Source organism: Stenotrophomonas sp. JAI102 (assembly GCF_013409105.1).
GTDB classification, from domain to species: Bacteria; Pseudomonadota; Gammaproteobacteria; order Xanthomonadales; family Xanthomonadaceae; genus Stenotrophomonas; species Stenotrophomonas maltophilia_AA.
Genome location: NZ_JACCCI010000001.1, coordinates 516,768 through 535,102, shown reverse-complemented (window position 1 = coordinate 535,102; position 18,335 = coordinate 516,768). Strand labels below are relative to the sequence as shown.

The window sequence follows — 18,335 nt, the reverse complement described above, 5'->3', positions numbered from 1 at the left end:
CCTAGGGGGCGGGCCGCCGCGGCGGCGATGCAACGGAGTGCGGGAGGGGCCGCAGCGCCCAGAGGGGCGCCGGACCGGGCGCAGCGCGCGAAGCGGCTGCGCCATTCGGATCAGGGCACGGCGACCGGATAGGAGCCGAGGATCTTGATCTGTGCCGAGTGGGCTTTCAGTTCCGCCAGGGCCGCCTGCATCGCCTCGTCCTCGACATGGCCAGCCAGATCGATGAAGAAGCCATATTCCCACTTGGCGTTGTGCGACGGACGCGACTCGATCCGGTTCATGCTGATGCCATGCCGCGCGAACGGGCTGAGCACGTCGAACAGCGCACCGGGCTTGTCGTGGATGAACACCAGCACCGAGGTGCGGTCGTGGCCGGAGGTCGGGAAGATGTTGCGGCCGATGACCAGGAAGCGCGTGGTGTTGTCCGCGTCATTCTGGATCGGCTTGGTCACCACCTTCTTCAGGCCGTACACATGCCCGGCGCTCTCGCCACCGATGGCGGCGGCATCTTCGGCATTGCGGGCGCGGCGTGCGCCCTCGGCGTTGCTGGAGACCGGAATCTTCTCGGCCTTCGGCAGATGGGCGCGCAGCCACGAAGAGGTCTGCATGAACGACTGCGGGTGGCCGTAGACGCGCTCGACATCCTCCAGCCGGCCACTGCGCGACATCAGATACTGCTGCACGCGCAGCTCCACTTCACCGCAGATCTTCAGGTTGGAGGTCAGGAACATGTCCAGCGTGATCTGGATCGTGCCCTGCCCCGAGTTTTCCACCGGCACCACGCCGAAATCGGCGTTGCCTGCTTCCACCTCCTGGAAGACTTCTTCGATGCTGGCCAGCGGCAGGCCCAGCGCGGAGCGGCCGAAATGCTTGAGCACCGCCTGCTGGCTGAAGGTGCCCTCCGGGCCGAGGTAACCGATCTTCAGCGGTTCCTGCTGGGCCAGGCAGGCGGACATGATTTCCCGGTAGACGTGGACCAGCACTTCATCGCTGAGCGGGCCTTCGTTGCGGTCCACCACCATGCGCAGCACCTGCGCTTCGCGCTCGGGGCGGTAGTAATCCACGGCCGCGGCGAGCTTGCCCTTGGCCTTGCCGACCTGGTGGGCGAAGTTGGCGCGTTCGGCGATCAGCGCCTGGATGCTGCGGTCGATATGGTCGATCTTGGCGCGCACGTCCGACAGCACGGGCGCGGCAACGGCCGGCGCAGCATCGCGCTTGGCGGCCTTGGCCTTCTTCTTCGCGGGTGCAGCCGACGTGGACGTGCTCGGCGCCGGCGTGGCGGCCTTGGGCTTGGCGGGTTTGGTGGCCATCTGGGGGTTCCGGTGCAGTGGGGCGGCGAGCGCCCCGGGAAAAACGAATGCGTCAGCCGTTGCGCTGCTGGAAATCGCGCATGAAGGCGGCCAGCGCCTGCGCGCCCTCCACCGGCATGGCGTTGTACAGCGAAGCACGGATGCCGCCGACCGCCTTGTGACCCTTCAGCGCCAGCAGGCCGGCGGCTTTGGATTCACTGACGAAACGCGCGTTGAGCGCTTCGTCGGGCAGGAAGAACGGGATGTTCATGCGCGAGCGTGCGGCCGGGACGACTTCATTGCGGTAGAAGCCGCCGGACTGGTCGATCGCTTCGTAGATCAGGCCCGACTTGACCGCGTTGCGGCGTGCGAATTCTTCCACGCCGCCTTCGGCCAGCATCCACTGGAACACCAGCCCGGCCAGGTACCAGTTCCAGGTCGGCGGGGTGTTGAGCATGGAATCGCGCGCAACGTGCGAGCGGTAATCGAAGATGTCCGCACGCGGCTGGCCACTGCGCTCGAGCAGGTCGCGGTGCACGATCACCACCGACACGCCGACCGGGCCGAGGTTCTTCTGCGCGCCGGCATAGATCAGGCCGTATCGGCTGACATCCAGCGGCTCGCTGGCGATCGAGGAGCTGAAATCGGCGAACAGCGGCACGTCACCCACGTCCGGGGTGTCACGGAACTCGACTCCGTGGATGGTTTCGTTGGCGGTGATGTGCACGTAGGCCGCGTCATCGGAGAGCTGCCAACCGGCCCGCGCCGGGATGTCGTGGAAGTCGTTGGCCTCGCTGCTCGCGGCGACATTGACCGTGACATAGGGGCTGACCTGCTTGATCGCGGTCTTGCCCCAGTGCCCGGTGAGCACGTAATCCACGGTCTGGCCGGGCTGGGCGAAGTTGAGCGCGAGCAGCGCCTGCTGGGTGGTCGCACCACCGGCCAGGAACAGCACCGCGTAGTCGTCCGGGATGCCGATCAGGCGGCGCAGATCGGCCTCGGCCTGGGCGGCGACGGCCATGAACTCCGGGCCGCGGTGGCTCATTTCGACAATGGAGGCGCCCGCGCCGTTCCACTCCAACATCGCTTCCTGCGCCTGGCGCAGGACCGATTCCGGCAGGGTTGCAGGGCCGGCACTGAAATTGAACGCGCGCGTCATGTCACACCTATGGGGCAAGACCCCTAGTATGCCGCAGCGCACCAGCCTTTAGGCCTTGCAGGACAAGGCGAATTTGGTTGCAAACGAATCTAATGACCCGCGCCGGGCGTGCCTGGTTGCCGGCCCGCGGCCGGCACTACCTCGCCCCGAACCAGAGGAGGCCACTAAGGGCGGCCGCCAGCAGCAGTGCACTGGCCAGCAGCCACGGCCAGCGACTCACGCGCTTGGGCGCAGCGACCGGTTCCGGGCGCTGGCGTGCTTCGAAGCCATCGTCCTCTTCCTCGATCACGATGCGCTTGCGGCCGTCGTGCGGCACTTCGAGCACGAAGCGGTGCTGGGCATCGAAGACCAGCTGGTCGCCGGGCTGCAGCCAGCAATGGCGAACGGTGACGCCATTGACCCGCGTGGACTCGCCTGCGCCCAGGTCGCGCAGCAGCAGGCGCTCGCCGTGCTGTTCCAGGCGCGCGTGCTGCTCGGCGAAGGCCGGGTCGTCGATGACGATGTCCGCCTCGGGCCCGCGCCCGATCACGCGCGGGCGGTCGAGGGTGAAACTGCGCCCGTGGTGCTGGCCGCCGACCCCGCGCAGCAGGCGCTGGTCGTCGCCGCCATCGTCGCTGCGCGGCGGCGCATGGACCAGCGCCTCGCAGTCGCCCTGCACCACCATCTCCACGCCATCGGCGTAGACGGCGTCGCCGGCGCGCAGCAGCGCCATCCGGCGCACGGGGCGGCCGTTGACGTGGATGCCACGGATGCCGTTGGCCACCTGCAGCCACAGGCCACGGTCGTCCAGGCAGAACTGGGCCAGCAGCAGAGTGCCGGGGGTGTCATCGCCAAGCCGGACAGTGCCCGAAGCATGACGCACGATGCGCTGCACTCCGGGCCGCAGCGGCTGGTCGGGGTGTTGGCGTTGAGTGAAGTGAACTAGCAGGTTCTGCACGCGGCGCAGCCTAGCAGGTTGAATGTCAGGGAAGAAGAAGTGTGACGCAGACCTTGGAGTTGTGCCTGAGGATGCGCACAATGCACGCCCAAATCCGCGCTGTTGTCCGCCAGGAGTCCGCATGTCCAGCATCGATATCCGTCATCCCCATTCCCTGCCCGCTGAAAATGCGCGCCAGGCCATCGAAGACGTCGCCGCCAAATTGTCCGAGCGTTTCGGCCTGCAATCGAACTGGGTCGGCGACGTGCTGAACTTCAGCGGCTCCGGCGTGGACGGCGAGATCGCCCTGCAGCCCGGCCAGGTGCAGGTCACCGCCAAGCTCGGCTTCCTGCTGTCGGCGATGAAGGGCATGGTGGAGAGCGAGATCCAGCGCGTGCTCAAGGAAAAGCTCGGCTGAACCGACGCACGGCCCGGCGTCGCACAGGCGCCGGCCATCACATCGCTTGAAGCCGGCGATGCATACGATCCAGGGGTGTCCACCCAAGGGATCGCCCCATGAATTCACCCAACGACTTCGACGATCGCATCCCCGGCGAGAAGCCCTCGCTGCAGGATCAGGCCGAGCGCTTCTCGCGCAAGCTGACCGATTCGGCCCAGCAGATCTGGCTGGCGGGCCTGGGCGCCTTCGGGCGTGCGCAGGCCGAAGGCAGCCGCGTCTTCGACAACCTGGTCAAGGAAGGCGAGAACATCGAGGCCCGCAACCGCGAGCAGACCGGCGATGCGCCGCGCTGGCGCGACAATGTCGAGGAGCACCTCGGCGAGGCCCGCGAGAAGGCCAGCGGCACCTGGGACAAGGTCGAGAAGGCCTTCGATGACCGGGTCCAGGGCGTGCTCAAGCGCCTGCATATCCCGACCGCCGAGGATGTCGCCGCGCTCAATGCCCGCATCGATGCGCTGAACACCCGGGTCAACCGGGCCGAGGCCCGCAATGCCTCGCCGTCCGGCGCACCGTCGCCGGGCACCCACCAGTCGCCCACCTCCGACGCCTGATCCCTCGATTGTTGCAAAGCAGCAGAACTTTGTTGACAATCGAAACCGACCCGCCAATCGCTTCCACCGCCGTTTGTTCCCTCCCCTCACGGCTCTGGATTGGCGGGTTTTTTGTGGGCGGCCGGTGGGCAGATCGGCGCAAAGTGAGACCGCCGTCACTGACGTGATCGCCGGATGCGAAACGCCCCGGAAACGACGCGCCGCAGACGTGCAAAGGCGCATATAAACTGTCTGTCGCACTTCCCTGTTCATATCCCCCTGCATGCTCTCCTGGATCCTGGCCCTGCTGTTGGCCCTCATCGTCTGGTTCGTGGCCACGGCCTACTTCTGGCTGATCAAACGGAAGCGCAAGGAGACCCAGCTCGGCCTGAATGCCCTGGCCGGCATGCACTGGCGCGAGTTTTCCCTGATCGTGCGGCGTGCGATGCACGAGCAGCGCGGCCTGCAGGACGTGCCCGACGAGGCCGCCGACAGCCGCGAACCGCGCAGCGATTTCCTGATGCACGATGGCCCGCAACGCTGGCTGCTGTCGTGCAAGCACGGCCGCGCCTACCGTATCGGTACGGCGGCGGTGAACGAGCTGGGCGCTGCCGCGCGCCTGGCCGGCGCCCGTGGCGGGATCCTGATCACCGAGGGCAAGGTCGAACGCGACGGGCGCATCGCCGCTGAAAAGCAGGGGGTGGAGGTGCTCGACGGCCCGTTGCTGTGGCCGCTGCTGAAGCCTTACCTGCCGGGCGACATGGAAGCCCGGGTCGAGGCCGGTGCCCGCGGCGAGGCGATCCGCCGTATCTCGATCGCAGCGCTGGGGGCGGTGACGCTCGGCCTGCTGGTCGGGCTGGGCTCGCTGACCGCCGGGCTGGAAAAAGAGTGGGCAGTGACAGCACCCGCTCCGGGCGGCGCCCAGCCCGCTGCGGCGGCGACGACAGCACCGCCAGCGCCTGAGGCTGCTGAAGACCGCGCCGCCGATACCGCCGCGCCCGCGATGGACGCCAACCCGGACGACGCCACGCTGGACCGCTATCAGCAGGAACTGTCACGTAAAGTCGCGACCCGCCCCGGCGTGGCCAGCGGCATCTGGCTGACCCGGCAGACGCTGGCAATCAACCGCACCGGCGAGATCGACACGATCTGGCCGCTGATCTGCGAGGAAGTGGTCCGCTATCCGGCGCTGCGTACCGTGCGCATCCAGCTCAACCCGCGCCCCGGCGTGGATGAGCCGGTCCGCTGGCGGCAGTGCACGACGCTGTAAGGCTCAGCGCGCGCCCGGCGAGAACCGGGCGACCAGATCGTAGGCATCGCCCAGGAACATCTGCCGCACGCAGGTGATCGGCTGCTCGCCGCGCCAGGTGAGGCGGTCGATGACCAGGCACGCCGTGCCGGGTTTGACCTGCAGCAGCGTCGCTGCCGCGTCATCGGCGCCCCACGCACTGATCCGGTGCTGGGCGCGCGTCCACGAGACGTTCTGCAGCAGCCAGCTGCCCGGCGCCGTCGTCTCGAAGTCCACCGCCAGCACCTCCGGCACACCGACCGGGCTGATCAGGCGGTGCTCCAACGCCAGCGGCCGGCCATCGGCCAGATGCAGGCAGCGGATCGCCAGCAGCTTCTCGCCGCCAGCCAATGCGGTTTCCTCGGCCACCTGCTCACGCGGGCGCCGGTAGGCACGCTCGAGCAGCTGGTACCCGTAGACATGGCCACGCGCTTCCACCGCCATCGCGATGTCGGGGATTTCCAGCGCGACCTGTTCCAGGTGGGGCGGCTGGCGCGCGACGAAGGAGCCCGCACGGCGGCGGCGCTCGATCATGCCGCTCTCGGCCAGCGCGGTCAGCACCTTGTTCACGGTCATCCGCGAACAGCCGTACTGTTCCATCAGCTCGTGTTCGTAGGGGATGCGGAAGCCAGGCTCCCACTGTCCACTGAGGATGCGGCTTTCCAGATCAGCACGGATGCGCTGATTGAGGGTTGCTGCTTTCTTGCCCGTCACTCTGGATTCCTGCATGGGAGGGTCGGGTCAGACCCCCAACAACGGTCGAAGTGCCCCGGCGAACCGTGCGGCCACCGCCTCGCGTTGCGGGTGGCGACCGTCACGGACCAACTGGCGCCCTTGGCGCCACACCGATCGCACGGCGCCATTACGTGCGGCGAACACCCAGCTGTCAAGCAAGGCATCACCGTCGCGGGCGATCAGCGCCGGGTGGTCCGGATCGAGTTCGACCAGGTCGGCCGGCGCACCTGCCTGCAGCCCGGTGCTCACGCCCAGGGCCTGCGCAGCACCGTTCAACGACTGTTCGTACAGCCAGCGGCCGGTGGACTGACCATCGCCCGGGGCCAGCACATTGCGCCCGCGCAGCTGCAGGCGCTGGCCGTACTCGAGCAGGCGCAGTTCTTCGGCCGCGTCGATCAGCACGTTGGAGTCCGAGCCCACGCCGAACCGGCCACCGGCACGCGCGAAGGCCTGCATCGGGAACAGCCCATCGCCCAGGTTCGCCTCGGTGATCGGGCACAGACCGGCCACCGCACGGCTGGCCACGACCTGCTGCATCTCCGCCTCGGTGATGTGGGTGGCGTGGACCAGGCACCAGCGCGTATCCACCGGGGCGTGCTCGTACAGCCACTGCACCGGACGCATGCCGCTCCAGGCCACGCAGGCATCGACCTCGCGGGTCTGTTCGGCGATGTGGATGTGGACGGGCCCCTGGTTGAGCGGCAGCAGCGCCGACAGCTCCTCGCCGGTCACCGCGCGCAGGCTGTGCGGGGCGAAACCGAGCACCGCATCGTCCTGGCCCTGCAGCGCGCGCGTGCAGCCCTGCAGCAGTTCAGCAAAACCGTGGACGTCGTGGATCAAACGGCGCTGGGCCGGGTTCGGCGCGGCGCCACCGAAATCGGCATGCGCGTAGAACACCGGCAACAGGGTCAGGCCAATCCCGCTTGAGTGGGCAGCGGCGGCGATGCGCTCGGCCATCTCGGCACGGTTGGCATACGGCACCCCAACCGGGCCGTGGTGCAGGTAGTGGAACTCACCAACCCGGGTGAAGCCGGATTCCAGCATTTCCACATAAGCCTGCTCGGCGATCGCCTGCATGGCCTCCGGCTGCAGATGCGCCAGGAAGCGGTACATCAGCTCGCGCCAGCTCCAGAAGCTGTCGCCGCTGTTGCCGCCGATCTCGGTCAGCCCGGCCATGCCGCGCTGGAAGGCGTGGCTGTGCAGGTTGCCCAGGCCCGGCAGCGCGATCGCCAGCGCGATATCGCCCGGCTCGGCCGACGCACCTTCGGTCACCTCGATGAGCGTGCCGCCCTGGCTGAGGATGCGCACATCGCGCGCCCAGCCGTGTGGCAGCAGCGCGCGGGCAGCGTGGAAACGAAGGATCGGTGCGGGGTTGGCTGGCATCACTGGACATCCCGGAAGAGGCGCCTATATTGTATAGACATATACGCCGATGTGGTTGCTGCCATGCACTGTGACACCCTCTGGTACCACGCCAACCTGATCACCGTCGACGGCCCGAGCCCGGGCCTGGGCGTGATCGAGGAGGGCGTCATCGCCGCCACCGATGGTCGCATCGTGCATGTGGGGGCGGCCGGCTCGGCCGATCATCTGCAGCCGGCCCAGCGCATCGACTGCGCCGGGCGCTGGATCAGCCCCGGCCTGATCGACTGCCATACCCATCTGGTCTATGCCGGTAACCGTGCCGGCGAGTTCGAGCAGCGCCTGCAGGGCGTGAGCTATGCCGATATCGCCCGCGCCGGCGGCGGCATCGTCTCCACCGTGCGCGCCACCCGCGCCGCCAGCGAGGCCGACCTGCTCGCCGCCAGCCTGCCCCGGCTCGACGCCATGCTGGCCGAAGGCATCACCACGATCGAGATCAAATCCGGTTACGGGCTGACCCTGGCCGATGAGACCAAGCAGTTGCAGGTCGCGCGCGAGCTGGGCCGCCGGCGCGCGGTCGAGATCGTGCCGACCTTCCTCGGCGCGCACGCGATTCCGCCGGGCCGCGAGGCGCAGGAGTACATCGACGAGGTCTGCAACGTCATGATTCCGGCCGTTGCGGCCGCCGGACTGGCCGAAGCGGTGGACGTGTTCTGCGAGAACATCGCCTTCAGCGCCGCGCAGGCCGAGCAGGTCTTCGTCGCCGCGCAGCAGCACGGGCTGGCGATCAAGATCCACGCCGAGCAGCTCAGCAACCAGCACGGTGCTGCCCTGGCCGCGCGCCATGGCGCATTGTCGGCCGACCATATCGAACACCTCGACGCCGACGGCATCGCCGCGATGCGCAGCGCCGGCACCGTGGCGGTGCTGCTGCCGGGCGCGTTCTACTTCACCCGCGACACCACCCTGCCCCCGATCCCCGCACTGCGCGCGGCCGGGGTGCCACTGGCGCTGGCCACCGATTCCAACCCCGGCACCTCGCCGCTGACCAGCCCGCTGCTGGCGATGAACATGGCCGCCACCCTGTTCCGCATGACCGTGGACGAATGCATCGCCGGGTTCACCCGCGAAGCGGCGCGTGCACTGGGCCGGCAGGACCGGATCGGCCGGCTGGCGGTCGGCCTGGACTGCAACCTCGCCCTGTGGGACATCGAGGCCCCCGCCGACCTTGTCTACCGCATGGGCTTCAACCCCCTGCACGCCCGCGTGATGCGCGGCCAACCCGCATGAACCCTGTGATGTCTGGAGATTCCATGAGCACTACCCTGACCCTGCACCCCGGCGCCGTGACCCTGGCGCAATGGCGCGCCATCCACGACGGCGCGCGGGTGCGGCTGGACCCGGCCTCGGCCGCGGCCGTGCTGCGCAGTGCGCAGACGGTGGCCGACATCGTCGCCAAGGGCGCCCCGGTGTATGGCATCAACACCGGCTTCGGCAAGCTGGCCAGCGTGCGCATCGAGCGCGAGGATCTGGAAACCCTGCAGCGCAATATCGTGCTCTCGCATGCGGCCGGCGTCGGCGAGCCGATGCCGGCCCCCGTGGTGCGCCTGATGATGGCGCTGAAGCTGGCCAGCCTGGCCCAGGGCGCCTCGGGTATCCGCCCGCAGACGCTGGCCCTGCTGGAAGCGTTCCTGCAGCACGACTTCATTCCGGTCATTCCGTGCCAGGGCTCGGTCGGCGCCTCGGGCGACCTGGCCCCGCTCTCGCATCTGGCGAGCGTGATGATCGGTGTCGGCGAAGCCTACGTCGATGGCGAGCGCCTGCCGGCTGCCGAGGCGTTGGCCAAGGTCGGCCTGGCCCCGCTGGTGCTCGGCGCGAAGGAAGGCCTGGCCCTGCTCAACGGCACCCAGTACTCCACCGCCTACGCACTGGCCGGCCTGTTCGCGATCGACACTGTGTTCCGTGCGGCGCTGGTCACCGGCGCGCTCTCGGTGGAAGCGGCCAAGGGCTCTGACACCCCGTTCGACCCACGCATCCACAGCATCCGTGGCCAGCGCGGGCAGATCGCCACCGCCGCCGCGCTGCGCATCCTGATGCAGGGCTCGGCGATCCGCGAATCGCACCGCGACAACGACGTCCGCGTGCAGGATCCCTACTGCCTGCGCTGCCAGCCGCAGGTGATGGGCGCCGCGTTCGACGTGATGCGCCAGGCGGCCACCACGCTGGCGATCGAAGCCAACGGCGTCTCCGACAATCCGCTGGTGTTCACCGATACCAACGAGGCGCTGAGCGGCGGCAACTTCCACGCCGAGCCGGTCGCCTTCGCGGCGGACATGCTGGCCATGGCCGTGTGCGAGATCGGCTCGATCAGCGAACGCCGCACCGCGATGCTGGTCGACCCGGCGCTGTCCGGCCTGCCGGCCTTCCTCACCCCGAAGCCCGGCCTCAACTCCGGCTTCATGATTCCGCAGGTCACCGCCGCTGCGCTGGTCTCGGAAAACAAGCAGCGCGCCTATCCGGCCAGCGTCGACTCGATCCCGACCTCGGCCAACCAGGAAGACCACGTCTCGATGGCCGCACACGGTGCGCGCCGCCTGATGGCGATGGCCGAGAACGCCGCCAACGTGATCGGCATCGAGCTGCTCGCCGCCGCGCAGGGCTGCGATTTCCACGCCCCGCTGCGCTCCAGCAACGCGCTGGAAGCGGTCCGCCAGCGCCTGCGCGCGCAGGTGCCGACGCTGGAAGACGACCGCTATTTCCATCCGGACATGGTCGCCGCCACTCATCTGGTGCGCAGCGGCGTGCTCGCGGAAGGCCTCGGCGACATCCTGCCGCCCCTGGAGCCGCTGTCATGACCGCGCATCCGGACTGGCTGCAGATCCACCGCGGCGATGTGCCGTTGATCGTCAGCTTCCCGCATACCGGCACCGAACTCCCGGATGCACTGGCCTCGCAGTTCCTGTCGCCGTGGCTGGCCCGTCGCGACGCCGACTGGTGGGTGCACGAGCTGTATGCCTTCGCGCAGCAGATGGGCGCCACCACGGTGCGCACGGCGGTGTCGCGCTCGGTCATCGACGTCAACCGCGACCCCAGCGGCACCTCGCTGTACCCGGGCCAGAACACCACCGGCCTGTGCCCGCTGACCACCTTCGACAACCAGCCGCTGTACCGGGATGGCCACGGTCCGGACGAGGCCGAGATCGCGCGCCGCCGCGATACCTGGTTCGTGCCGTACCACGATGCGCTCGCTGCGGAGATCGCGCGTTTGCGCGCCGAGCACGGCACCGTGGTGGTGTACGACGCGCACTCGATCCGCTCGCACATCCCGCACCTGTTCGATGGCCAGCTGCCGCAGTTCAACCTCGGCACCAACGGCGATACCACCTGCGACAACGCGTTGACCGACGTGGTCGACAACCTGTGCGCGATGAGCGGCATGAGCCATGTGCGCAACGGCCGCTTCAAGGGCGGCTACATCACCCGCCATTACAGCGACATCCCGGGCGGCGTGCACACGCTGCAGATGGAGCTGGCCTGCCGCGGCTACATGCACGAGCCCGAGGCCGTGGATGAGCACAGCTGGCCCACGCCATTGGATCCCGATCACGCCGCCCTGCTGCGCGCCACGCTGCAGCAGGTGCTCGATGCCTGTCTCGACTTCGCTACGTCCCGGAGTGCTGCATGACCCGTCTCGATTCCACCCGCACCATCCTCGCCCCGACCGGCACCACGCTGACCTGCAAGAGCTGGCTGACCGAAGCCCCGCTGCGCATGCTGATGAACAACCTGCACCCGGACGTGGCCGAGCGCCCGCAGGAGCTCGTGGTCTACGGCGGCATCGGCCGCGCCGCGCGCGACTGGGAGAGCTACGACACGATCATCGAGACCCTGCAGCGGCTCGAGGATGACCAGACCCTGCTGGTCCAGTCGGGCAAGCCGGTCGGCGTGTTCCGCACGCACGTGGATGCCCCGCGCGTGCTGATCGCCAACTCCAACCTGGTGCCGCGCTGGGCCAACTGGGACCACTTCAACGAGCTCGACAAGAAGGGCCTGGCGATGTACGGCCAGATGACCGCGGGCAGCTGGATCTACATCGGCGCCCAAGGCATCGTGCAGGGCACTTACGAGACCTTCGTGGAAATGGGCCGCCAGCATTACAACGGCAGCCTGGCCGGCAAATGGCTGTTCACCGGTGGCCTGGGCGGCATGGGCGGCGCGCAGCCGCTGGCCGCGGTGATGGCCGGGGCTTCCTGCCTCGCGGTGGAATGCCGCAAGAGCAGCATCGAGATGCGCCTGCGCACCGGCTACCTCGACACCTGGACCGATGACCTCGACGAAGCGCTGCGCCTGATCGAGGCATCCTGCACCGCGAAGAAGCCGCTCTCGGTCGGCCTGCTCGGCAACGTTGCCGACGTGCTCGACGAGCTGCTGATCCGCGGCGTGAAGCCGGACCTGCTGACCGACCAGACCTCCGCGCACGACCCGGTCAACGGTTACCTGCCGCAGGGCTGGACCGTGGAGGAATGGGACGAGAAGCGCGTCTCCGCGCCGAAGGAAGTCGAAGCTGCGGCGCGCGAGTCGATGGCCAACCACATCCGCGCCATGCTCGGCTTCCACTCGCTCGGCGTACCGACGGTGGACTACGGCAACAACCTGCGCCAGATGGCCCTGGAAGAAGGCGTGGAAGATGCCTTCGACTTCCCCGGCTTCGTGCCCGCCTACATCCGCCCGCTGTTCTGCCGCGGCATCGGCCCGTTCCGCTGGGCCGCACTCAGCGGCGATCCGGAGGACATCGCCAAGACCGATGCGAAGGTCAAGGAACTGATCCCGGACAACCCGCACCTGCACCGCTGGCTCGACATGGCCGCCGAGAAGATCAAGTTCCAGGGCCTGCCCGCGCGCATCTGCTGGGTCGGTCTGGGCGATCGCGATCGACTCGGCCTGGCCTTCAACGAGATGGTCGCCAACGGCGAATTGAAGGCGCCGGTGGTGATCGGCCGCGACCATCTGGATTCGGGCAGTGTCGCCTCGCCCAACCGCGAAACCGAGGCCATGCAGGACGGCTCCGATGCCGTCTCCGACTGGCCGCTGCTCAACGCCCTGCTCAACACCGCCAGCGGCGCCACCTGGGTGTCGCTGCATCATGGCGGCGGCGTCGGCATGGGCTTCTCGCAGCATGCCGGCATGGTCATCGTCTGCGATGGCACCGAGGCCGCGGCCAAGCGCATCGCGCGCGTGCTGTGGAACGACCCGGCCACGGGCGTGATGCGGCATGCCGATGCGGGGTATGAGATCGCGGTGGACTGCGCGAAGGAGAAGGGGCTGGATCTGCCTGGGATTCTGGGCTGATCCGGGAGGGCCTCGGCCGAGCGCCGGGGCCACAGTTCAAGGTAGTGCCGGCCGCTGGCCGGCAACCACTGAAATAAGACGTAGTGCCGGCCGCTGGCCGGCAACCAGGCAATCACGGTTCTCACGCGACGGGATCGCGTAGATCCTGGCGAGCCGGCCAGCGGCCGGCACTACCGACATCCGCTCGTCGGCACGCGCCTGCCCCCATACGCCCCACAAGGGTGACGAACACCCCCACATCCTGTTAACTTGCGCGCCCCACATGAAGTTGACAGGGTGCCGCGCCAACACGCGCCCTGTCGACACTGATACCGCGCACGAATGACTGCCCTCCCGAATCGCCCCACCGCCCCTGCCCTGTCCCTGCTCGCCGCCGCCCTGCTCGCCGCCGCCCTGCTGGCCAGCCTGGCCGCCACCGACACCGCCCACGCCGCGCCCGCTGACCAGGCCGTCACTCTGGACGCGGTCAACGTCACTGCCGCCGATGCCACCGAGGCTGCGCGCCGCGCGCTCGACCGGGTGCCCGGTGCGGGTAACGTCGTCGACATGACCCAGGTCGGCCAGGGCCGCGTCGCCGGCACCGCCGATGTGCTGGCCTATCAGCCCGGCATCAGCGCGCAGAGCGCCGGCAATGAAGGCGTCAAGGTCTCCATCCGCGGCTCGGGCCTCAACCGCGCGCCGGGTGCGCATGCCTCCGGCCTGTCGATCTCGCTGGATGGCCTGCCGCTGACCGGCCCGGGTGGTACGCCGTACGAGCTGCTGGAGCCGCTGTGGCTGAGCCGCGTCGAAGTCCTGCGCGGTGCCAACGGGTTCGAGCGCGGTGCCCTGGCGCTGGGCGGTGCGATCAACTACATCACCCGCAGCGGCCGCGATACACCCGGGCTGGAGCTGCATTACGAAGCCGGTGCACGCGGTTACCAGAAGCGCGGCATCAGTGTCGGCGGCGTGCATGACGCTGTCGACTATTTCCTCGCCTACACCGATACCGAGTACGACGGCTATCAGCAGCACGCCGCCGGCAAGGGCAAGGGTGCGGTGGCCAACCTCGGCTGGCAGCTCACCCCGGATCTGGAAACGCGCTTCTTCCTGCGTTACCGCGAAACCGATCACGACACCCCGGGACGCCTGACCCGCGCGCAGATCCGCAACGATCCACGCGCGGCGAATCCAGCCAATCTGGCGATCGACGCGCGCCGCCCGCAGCCGGGCAGCACCTGGATCGGCAACACCACGACCTACACCATCGATGAAGATTCCTCGCTGCATGCCGGCCTCGTCTATCACACGTACCCGATGGACTTGAACGAGAGCCTGTACCGCCAGCAGCTGGACTACGCCAACCTCAACGGCACGCTCGACTACCGCCGCCGGCACGCGCTGTTCGGGCATGACAGCGTGACCACGATCGGCCTGCGCGTCACCCACGATCTGGATGCCAACGTGCGCGAGACCCTGCGCTTCGCCAGCAACGGGTACGCGGCCGGCACGCACACCCGCGACTTCGAGCATTACGGCACCGACAGCGTGCTGCACGTCGGCAATGATCTGGCGCTGAGCGACACGCTGCGCCTGCAGACCGGGCTGGCGTTGATCCACACCCGCCGCGATGTGCAGGTCACCTGGCCGGCGACGGCGGAGAAACTGTCCGAGCGCCAGTGGGATTACGCGCCAAGGCTGGGCTTCACCTGGCAGCAGACCCCGCAGACGCAATGGTTCGGCAACCTCAGCCGCTCGGTGGAACCGGCGCATCCGTGGTCGATGATCTGGGGATCGAACCAGTACTTCGCCGCCGGCAATGGCGCCTCCACCGGCCGCCAGCGCGCGCCGGTGAACCTGGACAACCAGACCGCGACCACGCTGGAACTCGGCGCGCGCGGCGACAGCGCACTCGGCCGCTGGGAACTTACCGGCTACTACGCGCGCCTCAACCACGAACTGCTCACCGTGGAAGTGCAGCCGGTGCCGAACCTGTTCATCGCCGAATCCAACGCCAGCCCGACCGTGCACCGTGGCATCGAAGCCGGCCTGGACAGCGCGCTGTGGCAGGGCGTCGGCGGGCGGCTGTCAGTGCGCCAGGCCTACACCTTCAGCGACTTCCGCTACCGCGATGATGCACGCTTCGGTAGCAACCGCCTGCCCGGCCTGCCGCGCCACTACTACCAGGCCGAACTGCGCTACGACCACCCGGCCGGCTTCTACGCCGGGCTGAACACCGAGTACGCGTCAAAAATGTTCGTCGACTATGCCAACAGCATGGCCGCCGACAGCCACGTGATCTTCGGCACCCGCATCGGCTACGACGCCCCCGGTGGCCGCTGGCAGGCCTGGGCGGAACTGCGCAACCTGAGCGACCGCCACTATGCCGCCACGGTGACCCCGGGCTACGACGATGCGGGCAAGGATGTCGCGCGATCGACGCCGGGTGATGGGCGCAGTGTGTATGCCGGGGTGCGCTGGCGCTTTGACTGACGTCGACGTCGTTGCACCGGGGCTGGACGCGTGGGCTGAAACCCGGAATCAGCGCGTCAGTGCCCTGGCGATGGCGCTCTCGGCCAACGGCACCATCTTCGCGTAACCGGCCGGCGTGGGATGCACGCCATCGGCAGCCAGTTCCGGGTCGAGGCCGCCGTCTTTGTTGGTCATGGCCGTGTGGTAATCCAGATAGACCAGACCCTGCTCCTCCGCGTAAGCACGCAACGCCCGATTGAGCGCCGTCACTTTGCCCGCGGGCTGCACGCCGGGTTGCCACGGGTAATCGCTGACCGGCAGCACCGAGGCCAACACGATGCGGATGTTGTGCGCCTGCGCCAGTTCCACCATCGCATGCAGGTTGTCTTCGATCATCGCCGGCGTGGTCGGCCCGGTATTGCCGGCGATATCGTTGGTGCCGGCGAGGATCACGACCAGCGCCGGCTTCAGTGCGATGACGTCCTGCTGGAAGCGCAGCAGCATCTGTGCCGTGGTCTGCCCGGAGATGCCGCGGTTGACGTAGGGCTTGCCCGGGAAGAAACGCTCGCTGCCGGTCGGTCCCCAACCTTCGGTGATCGAGTCACCGTAGAACACCACGCGCTTCGTCCCCGGCGCGACCGGCGCCAATGCGGCGTTCTCGGCGCGGTAGCGCTGCAGCTGCGGCCAGTCCAGCAGGCGCTGCTGCATCTCCGTGATCTGCGCGGGCGTCGCCTGGTCGACAGGCACCCGATACAGCGGATGGGTCGCAGGCGATTCCTGCGCGTGCGCACTCGGATGCAGGGCGCACGCGGCGAGCGTCGCGGCAAACACGGTGGAACGGATCAAGGCGGTCAAGGCGCGGCACTCCGGTGGCGGCAGGCCGACAGTCTCAGCGATCGGCGACCAGGGAAACAAGCTGCGCTGCGACGCGATCGAACGGGCCGATGTCGCGCGTGGCCCGGCTCATCGCCACCGCGCCTTCAATGCTGGCGATGATCATGGTGGCAATGCCGTTGGCCTGCTCGGGCGAGCGGCCACCGCGACCCAACGCTTCGGTCAGACGGGCTTCCCAGCGCGCGAATACCTCGGCCGCGGCCCGCCGTGCATCATCGGGTGCATCGTCGATCGGCTCTTCGACCGCCGCCGCAAGCACCGGGCAGCCGACATGGAACGCCGAGCGGATCAGGCGCTCGCGCCACGCCGCCAGGAACAAGGACAGCCCGTCGGGGGCCGCTCCCTGCAGGCAGGTGTCGAGCAGCGCATCCACCTTGGCGCCCGCCAAGGTCGTGGCTTCGGCCAGGACCTGCTGCTTGCCGCCGGGAAAGTGGTGGTAGGTGGAGCCGAACGGCGCCTGCGCGCGCTTGGCGACCTCACGGACGCTGGAGGCATTGAGTCCGTACGTGGCCAGCATTTCCGCGGCCGCAGCCACGACGCGCTGCGGCGCATCGGAATGACGTGCACTCATGGGCCGGGCTCCTTGCTAAGACGAGTGTCATAGATTAGCGTATTTCCATTATGACACCTGTTATAGATGAGCGCCCCTGCCCATGAATCTCTGGTTCCGCCTGCTCTTCCTGCTGCTGTCCTCGCCCTTCCGCCCGAAGCTGAGCGCGCCGTTCGCGGTGTCGCGCCTGAACTTCCGGGTGCTGCCCAACGACATCGACAGCAATCTGCACATGACCAACGGCCGCTATTGGACGATCTTCGACCTGGGCCGGCTCGATCTCGTGTTCCGCATGGGCCTGGGCCGGGTGGCATGGCGCTCGAAGTGGGCCCCGATCGTCAGTGGCGGCAGCATCCAGTTCCGGCGCGAGCTCAAGCCGTTCCAGCGCTTCGTGCTGGAGACGCGGCTGGCCGGCTGGGTCGGCACGCGCATCATCATGGAGCAGCGGGTGCTGATCGGCGACGAGGAGAAGGTCGCCACGCGTGCCCTGCTGATCACCGGCATCTACGACCGCCGGCATCGCCGGTTCGTCTCCACCGATCAGATGATGGAGGCCATCGGTGCGCCGGTGGTGCCCTCGCCTGAGCTGAGCAAGGCGGCGCAGGCGCTGCTTGCCGCGGAACTGGCGATGAAAGAGGACTGAGGCCCGCTCCCATCACGCGATGACGGCAGCGCTCAGGCGTTGCGCCAGGGAACGATCCGTGCCTTGGTCATCATCGTCTGTTCGATCAGGCGCAGGCACTTCTCACCCGGGCTGACCAGATACCACTGCTCGCTGTTGCGCAGCAGCGGCAGGTCGGCGCGGTGATCGGTATAGGCGATGCGCCACGGCGGCGGATAGCCACGTTCGGTCAGCATCGGAATCTTGTTCTCGCCCAGGCAATGGCGCTCGCTGATCCATCCGCCCAGGAACGGCCGCAATGTCGAAGCGACCAGCGGCACGTGCTGCAGACCTTCGCGCTCAAGCAGCGCACGTGCGAGCGGCTCCCAGCAGCCGGTGGCGATGACGACCTCGTCGCCCTGGGCCAGATGTTGGCGCAGTCGTTCCACGCCCTGCACGAGGAACACCGGATCCGATCCGGCGAACACCGCATCGGCATGCGCGACCGCGAGGGCAGCAAGTGCCTGTCGGCTGCGCCCGAACGTGGCCATCCAGACTGCAAAGCGCACCGGCCGCCGCTGCGTCTGCGGCACCACCCAGAGTGGAACCAGCACCGGCAGCGCAAGCACTACGACCGCGAGCCGCCACGGCTGGCGTCGCAGCAGACCGTTGAAGAACCGGCTCGCCGTCTCCCATCGGGTCAACGTCAAGTCGAAATCGAATACCACCACAGTGCGGTCTGACATCCGTATCA

General features: G+C 68.2%; 17 protein-coding genes. 9 read left to right on the top strand and 8 right to left on the bottom strand.

Features of this window, described 5'->3' with window-relative positions; all coding sequences use genetic code 11:
* Positions 1–110: 110 nt before the first annotated feature.
* From pheA to HDC96_RS02460, 3 genes are all read right to left on the bottom strand, one after another.
* The gene (pheA, locus tag HDC96_RS02470) at positions 111–1,310 is read right to left on the bottom strand and encodes a prephenate dehydratase (RefSeq protein ID WP_179458596.1); all 1,200 of its coding nucleotides are present in this window, start codon (positions 1,308–1,310) and stop codon (positions 111–113) included.
* A gap of 52 nt (positions 1,311–1,362) precedes the next feature.
* Complete coding sequence (serC, locus tag HDC96_RS02465) at positions 1,363–2,448, bottom strand: 3-phosphoserine/phosphohydroxythreonine transaminase (RefSeq protein ID WP_179458595.1); 1,086 nt, start codon at positions 2,446–2,448, stop codon at positions 1,363–1,365.
* A gap of 136 nt (positions 2,449–2,584) precedes the next feature.
* Positions 2,585–3,385, bottom strand: coding sequence for an FHA domain-containing protein (locus HDC96_RS02460; RefSeq protein WP_176988512.1), 801 nt, complete (start codon positions 3,383–3,385; stop codon positions 2,585–2,587).
* Positions 3,386–3,506: 121 nt separating this feature from the next.
* Between HDC96_RS02460 and HDC96_RS02455 the strand changes: the two genes are divergently transcribed.
* From HDC96_RS02455 to HDC96_RS02445, 3 genes are all read left to right on the top strand, one after another.
* Positions 3,507–3,782: a polyhydroxyalkanoic acid system family protein gene (locus tag HDC96_RS02455; RefSeq protein ID WP_176988511.1), complete on the top strand. Its 276-nt coding sequence runs from the start codon at positions 3,507–3,509 to the stop codon at positions 3,780–3,782.
* A 98-nt stretch (positions 3,783–3,880) separates the two neighbouring features.
* Positions 3,881–4,375 (top strand): phasin family protein, encoded by a 495-nt coding sequence (locus tag HDC96_RS02450; RefSeq protein ID WP_176988510.1) that lies wholly within the window; start codon positions 3,881–3,883, stop codon positions 4,373–4,375.
* Between the two features lie 262 nt (positions 4,376–4,637).
* Positions 4,638–5,624, top strand: coding sequence for a restriction endonuclease (locus HDC96_RS02445; protein ID WP_179458594.1), 987 nt, complete (start codon positions 4,638–4,640; stop codon positions 5,622–5,624).
* 3 nt (positions 5,625–5,627) lie between these two features.
* Here HDC96_RS02445 and hutC read toward each other — a convergent pair whose 3' ends face one another.
* Both hutC and HDC96_RS02435 read right to left on the bottom strand, forming a co-directional pair.
* Positions 5,628–6,356: a histidine utilization repressor gene (gene hutC / locus HDC96_RS02440; protein ID WP_070425435.1), complete on the bottom strand. Its 729-nt coding sequence runs from the start codon at positions 6,354–6,356 to the stop codon at positions 5,628–5,630.
* 27 nt (positions 6,357–6,383) lie between these two features.
* Entirely contained in the window at positions 6,384–7,760 is a 1,377-nt protein-coding gene (locus HDC96_RS02435; protein ID WP_179458593.1) for a formimidoylglutamate deiminase, read from the bottom strand.
* Positions 7,761–7,823: 63 nt separating this feature from the next.
* On the opposite strand from HDC96_RS02435, the gene hutI reads away from it, so the two are divergent.
* The 5 genes from hutI (at position 7,824) to HDC96_RS02410 (ending at position 15,557) form a co-directional block, all read left to right on the top strand.
* Positions 7,824–9,029, top strand: coding sequence for an imidazolonepropionase (gene hutI / locus HDC96_RS02430; RefSeq protein WP_179458592.1), 1,206 nt, complete (start codon positions 7,824–7,826; stop codon positions 9,027–9,029).
* A 23-nt stretch (positions 9,030–9,052) separates the two neighbouring features.
* A complete protein-coding gene (hutH, locus tag HDC96_RS02425; RefSeq protein ID WP_179458591.1) occupies positions 9,053–10,594 on the top strand; it encodes a histidine ammonia-lyase in 1,542 nt (513 codons plus the stop codon).
* Positions 10,591–11,424: an N-formylglutamate deformylase gene (gene hutG, locus HDC96_RS02420; RefSeq protein ID WP_179458590.1), complete on the top strand. Its 834-nt coding sequence runs from the start codon at positions 10,591–10,593 to the stop codon at positions 11,422–11,424. Before hutH ends, hutG begins: the two co-directional genes overlap by 4 nt.
* Positions 11,421–13,088, top strand: a complete 1,668-nt coding sequence (gene hutU / locus HDC96_RS02415) for a urocanate hydratase (RefSeq protein ID WP_179458589.1) — start codon at positions 11,421–11,423, stop codon at positions 13,086–13,088. Before hutG ends, hutU begins: the two co-directional genes overlap by 4 nt.
* Positions 13,089–13,409: 321 nt before the next feature.
* A complete protein-coding gene (locus HDC96_RS02410) occupies positions 13,410–15,557 on the top strand; it encodes a TonB-dependent receptor (protein ID WP_179458588.1) in 2,148 nt (715 codons plus the stop codon).
* A gap of 48 nt (positions 15,558–15,605) precedes the next feature.
* Here HDC96_RS02410 and HDC96_RS02405 read toward each other — a convergent pair whose 3' ends face one another.
* Together HDC96_RS02405 and HDC96_RS02400 are read right to left on the bottom strand one after the other, a co-directional pair.
* On the bottom strand, positions 15,606–16,292 hold the full coding sequence (locus HDC96_RS02405; protein ID WP_257018630.1) for an SGNH/GDSL hydrolase family protein: 687 nt from the start codon (positions 16,290–16,292) through the stop codon (positions 15,606–15,608).
* Positions 16,293–16,425: 133 nt separating this feature from the next.
* A complete protein-coding gene (locus HDC96_RS02400) occupies positions 16,426–17,001 on the bottom strand; it encodes a TetR/AcrR family transcriptional regulator (protein ID WP_179458587.1) in 576 nt (191 codons plus the stop codon).
* 82 nt (positions 17,002–17,083) lie between these two features.
* On the opposite strand from HDC96_RS02400, the gene HDC96_RS02395 reads away from it, so the two are divergent.
* The gene (locus tag HDC96_RS02395; protein WP_046273341.1) at positions 17,084–17,623 is read left to right on the top strand and encodes a thioesterase family protein; all 540 of its coding nucleotides are present in this window, start codon (positions 17,084–17,086) and stop codon (positions 17,621–17,623) included.
* 32 nt (positions 17,624–17,655) lie between these two features.
* Here HDC96_RS02395 and HDC96_RS02390 read toward each other — a convergent pair whose 3' ends face one another.
* Positions 17,656–18,327: an HAD family hydrolase gene (locus HDC96_RS02390; RefSeq protein ID WP_179458586.1), complete on the bottom strand. Its 672-nt coding sequence runs from the start codon at positions 18,325–18,327 to the stop codon at positions 17,656–17,658.
* Between the last annotated feature and the right edge of the window lie 8 nt (positions 18,328–18,335).

Coding starts and splice junctions, on each gene's coding strand:
- pheA (WP_179458596.1), bottom strand. CDS start 1,310: ATGGCCACCAAACCCGCCAAGCCCAAGGCCGCCACGCCGGCGCCGAGC.
- serC (WP_179458595.1), bottom strand. CDS start 2,448: ATGACGCGCGCGTTCAATTTCAGTGCCGGCCCTGCAACCCTGCCGGAA.
- HDC96_RS02455 (WP_176988511.1), top strand. CDS start 3,507: ATGTCCAGCATCGATATCCGTCATCCCCATTCCCTGCCCGCTGAAAAT.
- HDC96_RS02450 (WP_176988510.1), top strand. CDS start 3,881: ATGAATTCACCCAACGACTTCGACGATCGCATCCCCGGCGAGAAGCCC.
- HDC96_RS02445 (WP_179458594.1), top strand. CDS start 4,638: ATGCTCTCCTGGATCCTGGCCCTGCTGTTGGCCCTCATCGTCTGGTTC.
- HDC96_RS02435 (WP_179458593.1), bottom strand. CDS start 7,760: ATGCCAGCCAACCCCGCACCGATCCTTCGTTTCCACGCTGCCCGCGCG.
- hutI (WP_179458592.1), top strand. CDS start 7,824: ATGCACTGTGACACCCTCTGGTACCACGCCAACCTGATCACCGTCGAC.
- hutH (WP_179458591.1), top strand. CDS start 9,053: ATGAGCACTACCCTGACCCTGCACCCCGGCGCCGTGACCCTGGCGCAA.
- hutG (WP_179458590.1), top strand. CDS start 10,591: ATGACCGCGCATCCGGACTGGCTGCAGATCCACCGCGGCGATGTGCCG.
- hutU (WP_179458589.1), top strand. CDS start 11,421: ATGACCCGTCTCGATTCCACCCGCACCATCCTCGCCCCGACCGGCACC.
- HDC96_RS02410 (WP_179458588.1), top strand. CDS start 13,410: ATGACTGCCCTCCCGAATCGCCCCACCGCCCCTGCCCTGTCCCTGCTC.
- HDC96_RS02400 (WP_179458587.1), bottom strand. CDS start 17,001: ATGAGTGCACGTCATTCCGATGCGCCGCAGCGCGTCGTGGCTGCGGCC.
- HDC96_RS02395 (WP_046273341.1), top strand. CDS start 17,084: ATGAATCTCTGGTTCCGCCTGCTCTTCCTGCTGCTGTCCTCGCCCTTC.
- HDC96_RS02390 (WP_179458586.1), bottom strand. CDS start 18,327: ATGTCAGACCGCACTGTGGTGGTATTCGATTTCGACTTGACGTTGACC.